This window comes from Synechococcus sp. EJ6-Ellesmere (assembly GCF_024345875.1).
Taxonomy (GTDB): domain Bacteria; phylum Cyanobacteriota; class Cyanobacteriia; order PCC-6307; family Cyanobiaceae; genus Regnicoccus_A; species Regnicoccus_A antarcticus.
Window position 1 is genome coordinate 1 of the sequence record NZ_JAGQBY010000139.1, and the last position, 8,316, is coordinate 8,316.

General features: G+C 66.4%; 10 protein-coding genes and 1 pseudogene. 5 read left to right on the forward strand and 6 right to left on the reverse strand.

Translation table 11 applies throughout. The annotated features are described in order from the left end of the window. The 4 genes and pseudogenes from KBY78_RS13725 to KBY78_RS13740 all read right to left on the reverse strand — a co-directional run. Positions 1–243, reverse strand: a pseudogene (locus KBY78_RS13725) (bifunctional orotidine-5'-phosphate decarboxylase/orotate phosphoribosyltransferase); the annotation flags it as partial. Positions 244–292: 49 nt separating this feature from the next. After that, positions 293–1,039 carry a succinate dehydrogenase/fumarate reductase iron-sulfur subunit gene (locus tag KBY78_RS13730; RefSeq protein WP_255144054.1) on the reverse strand — a complete coding sequence of 249 codons (747 nt, stop codon included), beginning with the start codon at positions 1,037–1,039 and terminating at the stop codon, positions 293–295. Continuing rightward, on the reverse strand, positions 1,036–2,946 hold the full coding sequence (locus KBY78_RS13735; RefSeq protein ID WP_255144055.1) for a fumarate reductase/succinate dehydrogenase flavoprotein subunit: 1,911 nt from the start codon (positions 2,944–2,946) through the stop codon (positions 1,036–1,038). Before KBY78_RS13735 ends, KBY78_RS13730 begins: the two co-directional genes overlap by 4 nt. Continuing rightward, positions 2,946–3,578, reverse strand: coding sequence for a hypothetical protein (locus tag KBY78_RS13740; RefSeq protein ID WP_006171159.1), 633 nt, complete (start codon positions 3,576–3,578; stop codon positions 2,946–2,948). Before KBY78_RS13740 ends, KBY78_RS13735 begins: the two co-directional genes overlap by 1 nt. A gap of 306 nt (positions 3,579–3,884) precedes the next feature. Between KBY78_RS13740 and KBY78_RS13745 the strand changes: the two genes are divergently transcribed. The 3 genes from KBY78_RS13745 to KBY78_RS13755 all read left to right on the forward strand — a co-directional run bounded on the left by KBY78_RS13745 (position 3,885) and on the right by KBY78_RS13755 (position 6,243). Further along, positions 3,885–4,898: a sensor domain-containing diguanylate cyclase gene (locus KBY78_RS13745; protein WP_255144056.1), complete on the forward strand. Its 1,014-nt coding sequence runs from the start codon at positions 3,885–3,887 to the stop codon at positions 4,896–4,898. A 230-nt stretch (positions 4,899–5,128) separates the two neighbouring features. Then, complete coding sequence (locus tag KBY78_RS13750) at positions 5,129–5,272, forward strand: hypothetical protein (RefSeq protein WP_006171156.1); 144 nt, start codon at positions 5,129–5,131, stop codon at positions 5,270–5,272. 77 nt (positions 5,273–5,349) lie between these two features. Further along, the gene (locus KBY78_RS13755; RefSeq protein ID WP_255144057.1) at positions 5,350–6,243 is read left to right on the forward strand and encodes a transglutaminase family protein; all 894 of its coding nucleotides are present in this window, start codon (positions 5,350–5,352) and stop codon (positions 6,241–6,243) included. Here the strand turns inward: KBY78_RS13755 and KBY78_RS13760 are convergent. Further along, positions 6,183–6,590, reverse strand: a complete 408-nt coding sequence (locus KBY78_RS13760) for a 4a-hydroxytetrahydrobiopterin dehydratase (RefSeq protein WP_255144058.1) — start codon at positions 6,588–6,590, stop codon at positions 6,183–6,185. The two genes, KBY78_RS13755 and KBY78_RS13760, sit on opposite strands and share 61 nt — an antisense overlap. 353 nt (positions 6,591–6,943) lie before the next feature. On the opposite strand from KBY78_RS13760, the gene KBY78_RS13765 reads away from it, so the two are divergent. Both KBY78_RS13765 and KBY78_RS13770 read left to right on the forward strand, forming a co-directional pair. Then, a complete protein-coding gene (locus KBY78_RS13765; RefSeq protein ID WP_006171150.1) occupies positions 6,944–7,183 on the forward strand; it encodes a DUF3136 domain-containing protein in 240 nt (79 codons plus the stop codon). Positions 7,184–7,258: 75 nt separating this feature from the next. Continuing rightward, complete coding sequence (locus KBY78_RS13770; RefSeq protein ID WP_255144059.1) at positions 7,259–7,876, forward strand: hypothetical protein; 618 nt, start codon at positions 7,259–7,261, stop codon at positions 7,874–7,876. A gap of 17 nt (positions 7,877–7,893) precedes the next feature. Here KBY78_RS13770 and KBY78_RS13775 read toward each other — a convergent pair. Continuing rightward, on the reverse strand, positions 7,894–8,316 hold a 423-nt coding region (locus KBY78_RS13775; RefSeq protein ID WP_255144060.1), incomplete at its 5' end, for a rhodanese-like domain-containing protein.

Here is an 8,316-nt window from a genome sequence, read left to right on the forward strand (position 1 = left end):
CAACTCGAGGCCGATCGGCCCCAGGGCGTGGTAAAAGCCCAGGCTCGGCTTGTAGGCGCAGACGCTGTCGGAGGTGGCTTCGATCCCCGCCTTGATCCAGCGGCGGGCCTGGGCCAGGAACGAGCCGCTGCCGGCGTTATGGCGCGTCCAGGTCTGAAGCATCTCCGGGTTGGGATCCAAGCCGGTGATCAGCAGCGACTGGCGGCTGGCCATCGCTTCGGTGAGTTTGACGAAAAAGCTCATGGCCCCTGCCCCTGGGTCAGCATGGCAGTGCAGGCCACCCCCCGGCCGCTCAACCCCGCGCCAGGTGGTTCATGCGGCTGATCAGGCTGGAGGGAATCTCCTTCGGGCAGACGGCTGAGCACTCCAGCTGGTTGCCGCAGACTCCGAAACCCTGCGCATCCATCTGCTCGCGCATTCGTCTGGAGCGCTGGGAGGCCTCCGGCTGGCCCTGGGGCAGGAGCTCGAGGTGGGTGAGCTTGGCCGCCACGAACAGGCTGGCGGATGCATTCGGGCAGGCCGCCACGCAGGCGCCGCAGCCGATGCAGCTGGCGGCCTCAAAGGCCTGGGCAGCCAGTTCCCGGCCCACCGGCAGGACATTGGCCTCCGGGGCGCTGCCGATGTTCACCGACAAATATCCTCCGGCCATCAGCAGCTGATCGAGGGCGGAGCGATCCACTGCCAGATCCTGGATCAGGGGGAAGGCGCGGGCCCGCCAGGGCTCGAGGGTGAGAACCTGGCCATCGCTGAACTCCCGCAGGTAGAGCTGGCAGACGGTGGTGCCGCTACGGGGGCCATGGGCCTGGCCGTTGATCAGGAAGCCGCAGGACCCGCAGATCCCCTCGCGACAGTCGTGATCGAAGTACACCGGCCGCTCGCCCTCCAGCAGCAGCTCCTGGTTCAGCCGATCGAGGGCCTCCAGCAGGGAAAGATCCGGGCTCAGTCCAGTTAAGCGGTAACTGACGAAGCGGCCGCTGGGCTCAGCCTGGCGTTGACGCCAGATCCGCAGGGTGAGGCTGAGGCTTGAAGGGCCGCTCATCGATAACTCCGGGCCGTGGGGCTGATCGCGCGGAAGTGCAGCGGTTCCTGGTGGCGCATGGGTGCTCCATCAGCCCGCCACTCCCAGGCGGCGATGTGGCTGAACTCGGCGTCACGGCGCAGGGCTTCGCCGCTCTCGCTCTGGTGCTCCTCGCGGAAATGGGCCCCGCACGACTCCTCCCTGGCCAGGGCATCGCGCAGCATCAGCTCGGCCAGCTCGAGATAATCCTCCAGCTGCAGGGCCTTCTCCAGCTCGGGATCCAGCGGGGTGCCGGGGTCGGGCAGCAGCAGCTCCTGATTGAAGCTGGCGCGCAGAGCCGCCACCCCCTCCAGGCCCGAGCGCAGACCTGCTGCCGAGCGGCTGATGCCGCAGCTCTCGATCAGCAGGGCCCCCAGCTGCCGCCGCAGGTCTTCTGCCGTCTGGCGGCCAGCGATGGCACGCAGGCCGGCGATGCGCTGGCGCACCCCCTCCACGGCCTCGCGGCAGGCAGGGTGTTGGTGGTCCAGCTCGGGGTGTGGATGCTCAGCCAGCCAGGCCGGCACGGTGGCCGGGGCGATGAACAGCCCATCTGCCAGGCCCTGCATCAGGGCGCTGGCGCCGAGCCGGTTGGCGCCGTGCTCGGAGAAATTCGCCTCCCCAAGCACGAACAGCCCCGGGATCGTGCTCATCAGGTGGTAGTCCACCCACAGCCCACCCATCGTGTAATGGGGGGCGGGGTAGATGCGCATCGGTTCCCTGTAGGGGTCGGCTCCGGTGATGCGCTCGTACATGGAGAAGAGGTTGCCGTAGCGGGCTTCGATCACCCCGCGGCCTTCGCGCTCGATCGCCTCGTCGAAATCCAGATAGATCGAGCGGCCGGCGGGCCCCACCCCATGACCGGCCACACAGAGCTCGCGGGCGCGCCTGGAGGCCACGTCGCGGGGAACCATGTTCCCGTAGCTGGGATAGAGCCGCTCGAGGAAGTAATCACGCTCTGCCTCCGGCACCTGATCGGGGGGGCGGTGGTCCCCAGGCCGCCGCGGCAGCCAGACCCGCCCGTCGTTGCGCAGGCTCTCGCTCATCAAGGTGAGCTTGCTCTGGTCGGGATCACCGCTGGGAATGCAGGTGGGGTGGATCTGGGTGAAGCAGGGGTTCGCCATCAGGGCGCCGCGACGGTGGGCGCGCCAGAGGGCGCTGGCGTTGGAGCGCACCGCGTTGGTGGAGCGGTGGAACACGTTGCTGTAACCACCACTGGCCAGCAGCACGGCATGGGCCGTGTGGGTCTCGAGGGCACCGCTGAGCCGGTGGCGGCAGATGGCGCCACCGGCCACACCATCAAGGGTGATCAGATCAAGCAGGTCCCGCTGGGGGCAGAGCTCCACCCGTCCGGCCTCCACCTGCCGCAACAGCGCCTGGACCACGCCGTAGAGGAGCTGCTGGCCCGTCTGGCCGCGGGCGTAGAAGGTGCGGCTCACCTGGGAGCCACCGAAGCTGCGGTTGGAGAGGGTGCCGCCGTACTCCCGGGCGAAGGGCACCCCCAGGGCCACGCACTGGTCGATGATCGAACCGCTGATCTCCGCCAGCCGGTGGCAGCCTGCCTCACGGGCACGGAAATCACCGCCGCGCACGGTGTCGCGGAACAACCGCTCAACGCTGTCTCCGTCGTTCTGATAGTTGCGGGCGGCGTTGATGCCCCCCTGGGCCGCGACGGAATGGGCCCGTCTGGGGCTGTCGTGGTAAGTCAGCAACCTCACTCGATAGCCCTGCTCGGCCAGGCTGGCAGCGGCGGATGCGCCCGCCAGGCCACTGCCCACCACCAGCACCCGGTACTGGCGCCGGTTGGCGGGCGCAATCAGTGGCAACTCCTGACGGCGCCGGCTCCAGGCGACAGCCACCGGGCCCGTCGGCAGCTGGGGATCGAGCCGCATCAGAGCCCAGCCCCCGCCAGGGCGCCTGTGGCCCGCAGCGCCAGTGGCAGCAAGGCAAAGCCGCCGCCGATGAGGGCCGCCAAGGCACGACTGGCCAGGCGCAGCCCCGTGGCGTTGGTCTCATCCAGCCAGCCCAGGCTGCGGGTCAGGCTCTCAGCGCCATGAAGCAGATGCAGGCCCAGGGCCACTCCCCCCAGGACGTAGAGCACAAGGATCCAGGGAGAAGTGAGCGCCAGCAAAAGAGTCTGCCGCTCAAGACCATCCCCTGGCCTGGGCCAGCGCAGCTGCCCCAGGTGGACAGCCAGGAACAGCAGCAGCACTGCGCCACTGGCGGGAGCCAGGCGACCAGCCAGGGCTGCCAGGGGCTGGAGACGCCGGCTGCGCCATTGGCCGTAGGGAACCACACCCCGGGCCCGGCGGTTGGCGACCACCCGCTGGAGCGTGAGTGCCAGGTGGGTGAGTGCGGCCAGCGCCAGGGTGAGCTCCAGGGGCGGCAACCAGGGAGCGTGATGCAAGGCTGTGGCGTAGTTCTCAAAGGCCGCCGGATCGAGCAAAGCCAGAGCAGCCCCCAGCCCATGGGCCAGGACGAACAGGATCAGAATCGTTGCCGTGATCGGAATCGCCTGGGTCATGCCCGTGCCTGAGCTCCAACCCACGCAATACCCACGATTGATCATAACGAAGCAGGCCGGAGGTTCCGCAAGGTCCCATCTGCTCCTGGGCAAGGCCTGAGGCCAAGACCACGGAGCCCGAGCTGAGCAGCCGCACGCTGCTGGTGCGCGGCCTTGAGCCCCGTTGGGGCCTGTCCTGGCTGCCGGATAAAACCTTGCTGATTTCGTTGGGGGAGCGGGTGCGGGATGTGTGCGACGGTCCCGGAACAACCCGGCGTATCGGCTCTGCCTACATTGCAATGAGGGTTGTGGGCAGATGCAGACGACATGAACGAGACCTCTGTCGATCGAACGTCCCGCTCCTACCCGGTTCCCGCCGATGAAGCCCTGCGCCTGCGGGAACTGCAGCGCCATCAACTACTTGATCACGCCGGCGATCACCATTTCGATCGGATCGCCAAGTTGGCGAGCGCCATTTTCGACATGCCCATCGCCCTGATCTCCCTGGTGGATCACGACCGTCAGTGGTTCCTCTCACGGGAGGGGCTGGAGGTGAGCGAGACCCCGCGGGAGGTGGCCTTCTGCGCACACACCATCGCCACTGACGAGGTGATGGTGGTGCCCGATGCCCTTCAGGACGAACGCTTCAGCAGCAACCCTCTCGTGCTCTCCCCGCCTGGCATCCGCTTCTACGCCGGGGCTCCCCTGCGCACCAAAGATGGCCACAACCTGGGCACGCTTTGCGTGATCGATCAGAAACCCAGGGAGTTCAGCCCGGAGCAGAAGCAGCAGTTGCGAATGCTTGCCGACCTGGTGATGCGCGAAATCGAATGGCGCCATGATTCCAGCCTCTGCCCCGTGACGGGGCTCTCCAACCGCGGCGCGCTCTTCAGCGTGGGGCAACGGGAGATGGAGCAGGCCCGCGGCGCCGCTGAACCCATGGCCCTGATCTGCCTCGACATCGACAACTTTCGTCAGATCAACAACCGCTGGGGACATCCCGCCGGCGACCAGGTCTTGCTTGATTTCAGTCGCCTCTGCAAGGGTTTTCTACGCGAGCAGGATTTCATCGCCCGCCTCGGTGATGAGGAGTTCGTGATCCTGCTGATCGGCCGGGGGGGCGAGGCGGCCCTGCAGCTGGCTGAGCAGATCCGCGACGCCACCAGCCGGATGAGTGGCGTGTTCTCCCACTCCGGCTACCAACTGAGCATCAGCGGTGGAGTGTCAGCACTCGCCCACGACGACACCAGCTTCGGCGACCTGGTGCAGCGGGCCGAGAGGGCTCTGGAACTGGCCAAGACCAACGGCCGCACCCAGATCGCCTCCTTGCTCAGGTCATGACGGCATGCAACCGGGTCAGCGGTTGTCTGCCGCACGGAGTTACAGTTCCCGGGTCAGGCTGAAGCCGGCGAGCCGCGCAGCTCGCACAGTGCCTGATCCAGCACCGCGCCAGCTCCTTCGCTTCCTGGGGCGGCCATCAGGTTCCCAACGCCATCCGCACCGACGGTCCATTCAGGATCTGCGTATGGCGCCCGGTGCAGAAACCATATCCAGATCACACCTGTTTCCCCATGACCATCACCATTTCCCCAGCGGGCATTTCTTCTGCTGACCGCTCCTTCAGGCGTGCCGCCAGCAAGCGCAGCGGCCTCAAGGCCCCAGGGTCCAAGCACCAGGCCCCCCCGAGCTGGGAGGACCTGCTCGGCCGCCGCTGATCCAAACAGCAGAATCCGGCCTCGGGCTGGCAACATCCACAACGGCGCGGATTTCCTCAGCCCGCGCAATCACCGGCATGCTGTTCGAGATCCACCATTCCATCCGGTTCAGCTATGAGCGGCCGGTCTTCCTTGAGCCGATGACCGTACGGCTCAGTCCACGCCAGGACGTGACCCAGCGGTTGATCTCCCATGAACTGACCGTGACGGAGGCTCCGGCGGGTCACAGCCTGATCATCGAGCCCGATGGCACCGACGCCAGGGTGCTCTGGTTCAGCGATAAGCGTGAGCACCTGCACCTGCAGGTGAGCTCGGTGGTGAAAACCCTGCGCTGCAATCCCTTCGACTGGATCCTCACCCACCCGCCAGCCCAGCGGCTGCCGGCGGCCTACCCCGCCGCTGAAGCGGTCTCCCTGGCGCCCAGCCGCTCCACGTCAGGGTCCTGCGATCCCGGCTCCAGCCCTGTGGGCATCTGGGCGGCGGGGATTGCCGCCCAGGTGGAGCACTCCACCCCTGATTTCCTGATGCGTCTGGCCGACGACATTCACCACGGCTTTCACCACATCGGCCGCCTCGACGGTGAACCGCTCAGCCCGGAGGACACCCTTTCCAGCCGCTGCGGAGCCTGCCGTGACACGGCGATGCTCTACGTGACGGCCTGCCGCAGCCAGGGTCTGGCGGCACGATTTGTGAGCGGCTATTCCATGCATCACCCACCGGAGGTGAGCGAGCACGAACTCCACGCCTGGGCCGAGGTGTACCTGCCGGGAGGTGGCTGGCGCGGCTACGACCCCAGCCTGGGGCTGGCGGTGGCCGATGGCCATGTCGCCCTTGCGGCATCGCCCGACCACCTGATGGCTGCTCCCACCACCGGTACCTACCGGGGCACCGACGTGAGCTCCCAGCTGAGCTACACCATCGAACTCAAGGCCTCCGACTCGGAGCCGGAACCCGGCGAAGCAGCGGCATAGTCCCCGTTGGAGGTGGCCGGCGTTGCACCGATGGCATCGAGCTTGGCAGCCAGAACCGCATCCGCCCGGGTGAGTCCATCCACTTTGTGGGTGTAGATCGCGGCCTCAGCGCGGCCCCCTCCCAGGGAGAAATCGGCATGGTGACCTGCCTCCTCACAGACCGCTCCTGCACGGTTGATCCAGTCGAGTGCCGATTGAAAATCGGGAAACGACCAGAGCTTGTGGAAATGGTGGTGGTCCACCACCTGCCAGCCGTCCAGGTTGGGCAGCAGTGTCTCCAGATCCTCGCTTGTGAGGGTGGGGGCGCCATCGCGGCAGGGCACGCAGCGCTCGTCGCTCAGTTCCATGGCTGTGCTGATTAGGGCCCCAATTCTGGCAAAGAAGGCCGAAACGCGCCTATCTAGGTATTTCCCCTTAGGAATGGAGAGGATTTCGGCTAACTCCGGTGACGATATCTTTCAAACATTGGCTGCTTGCTCATCCACCCCTTTGACGCAGGCTCGCCAGTGGAGGTTCCGCCTTGACCCTGACGGGTACTGGGCCGAGGCCGGCGAGCACACAGCCCCACTGGAGGTTTAGGGTGGTTCGTATCCGTGAGCCGTTGAATGCCGAATCGATTTTGGCCCACGGAAGCTCTGATCGACCCCGTGTCCAGACCAGGATCCAAACGATCCAATCCCCCTGAAACAACCGGTTCCGAATGGCCATGACTGAAGCAGCCTCCCTGACGGTCGGCGAGCTTGAGGCGAACTACCACCTCTATTGCAAAGCCATGAAAATGTTGATCATGGAGGAGAGAACCTCCCAGGAAATTCAACGGACCGTGTGCTGGAGTCGCCTGGAGACGCTGCACAATTGCCTGCCGAGCATGTACAAGGCGCCCGATTATCTCTTCACCCTGTTGCGGCGTGAGCATCTGCAGAAGAAGGAGTCAAAATAGTTTGCCCTCAACATCCGGCTTGTCAGCCCGCCCATGCTGTTACAGGCTGATGGTCGTGACCTCAGCCCTGAACGGATGAAACTCGGAGCGCCCAGCTGGATCAGCGCCCTACTCCTGGCCGTGCTGGCTTTCCCAGGCCTGGGGAATAGCCGTGCCCTGGCCCAGGACGGGGCGCCGCAAAAGGAAGAAGCAGCGGATACCCCAGTTCCGGCCACGCCGGCCAAAGCCCCCGCTGCTGAGGCTGCTGATGCTCCGACCGCTAAGGAGAAGGAGCTGCTCGAGCAGATCCGCAAGCTGAAGGCCCCCCGCTGGCGCAGCTTCGGGGCCTGCCAGTACGACTGGACCGCCTGGCGCTTGAGTGCAAAAGGGGTTCGCACCACCAGCTACCGCTGCGGTGATCCACCGATCACCGGCAATGTGGCGGTCTTCTGCCCCAGCCTGCGCATCAGCCGCCAGGTCGCCGATGCCCAGTGGGAGTCGTGGCGGCTGCCGCTGAGCCTGGGCGAATCCGCAGCCACGGGCGGCGAAGACCAGATGGTGGCCAATCTCTGCGCCAACGCCCGGCCAGTGCCCAACGCCGCCACAGATGCACCGGCCCAGCCCGGCGCTGTCGCCAAGCCAAAAGCCAGCCCCGCCTCCACCAAGCCGGCCACCAAGCCGGCTACTAAGCCAGACACCAAGCCATCACCCTGAACTCTTAACCCAAGAGCTCAGAGCACCCCCTCATAGCCGCTGGGTAGCAGATTCCAATCCGCCCCGTACACATGCAGGCGCTGGCTGGGGCGCCCAGCTGAGCTGAAGGGACGGCCGGCATGGGCCCAGGCCAGGGCGCTTCCGGCCAGATTCCGCACCCGATACCCCTGAGCCTGCAGCTCACGGGCATAGAGGCCACTGCGCAGCCCGATGGTGCAATAGGGCACCACGAGCACTCCCCGGTAGCGATCCCCGCCGAGTTCAAACTGCTGCTGGCTGATGGCACCCGGCAGCATCGACACCCGCTGCTCCTCGGGCTCGCGCACGTCGACCAGCACGGCGCTGTGGTCCCTGGGGCGGCTCAACCACTCGGCCACGCTGATCTCCGGCACGCCGGAGAGGTGGCGCTGCTTCAGGAACTCGTAGCGGCGGGGCAGGTT